The organism is Ideonella sp. P3_A4 (genome assembly GCF_056403075.1).
On the sequence record NZ_JBFUGE010001343.1, the window covers coordinates 1 to 611 of the forward strand.

The window sequence follows — 611 nt, forward strand, 5'->3', positions numbered from 1 at the left end:
AGCTGGCGGTGCGGTTTGCGCGCAACCTGTGTGGCGACATCGAGTTTTCGCCCGAAGACGGTTACCGCTCGGACCCGGACTTCCTCTGCCGCGTGCTGGAGGCGGTGATCAACGAAGGCGCGACGACGATCAACATCCCGGACACGGTGGGCTACGCGATCCCCGAGCTGTACGGCAACTTCATCCGCCACCTGCGCGAGCGCATCCCGAACGCGGACAAGGCGATCTGGTCGGTGCACTGCCACAACGACCTGGGCATGGCGGTGGCCAACTCACTGGCCGGCGTGAAGCTCGGCGGTGCACGCCAGATCGAATGCACGATCAACGGCCTGGGCGAGCGCGCAGGCAACTGTTCGCTCGAAGAGGTGGTGATGGCCGTGCGTACGCGGCGTGACTACTTCGGCCTCGACGTCAACATCGACACCACGCAGATCGTGCCGGCCTCGCGCATGGTCAGCCAGACCACCGGCTTCGTCGTGCAGCCGAACAAGGCGGTGGTTGGCGCCAACGCTTTCGCCCATGCCAGCGGCATCCACCAGGACGGTGTGCTGAAGGCGCGCGACACCTACGAGATCATGCGGGCCGAAGACGTGGGCTGGTCGGCCAACAAG

Annotated in this window: 1 protein-coding gene; it reads left to right on the forward strand. The window is 65.6% G+C overall.

Features of this window, described 5'->3' with window-relative positions; translation table 11 throughout:
- Positions 1 to 611: homocitrate synthase/isopropylmalate synthase family protein (locus tag AC1DYI_RS37930; protein WP_477209196.1), on the forward strand; the 611-nt coding region annotated here is incomplete at both ends.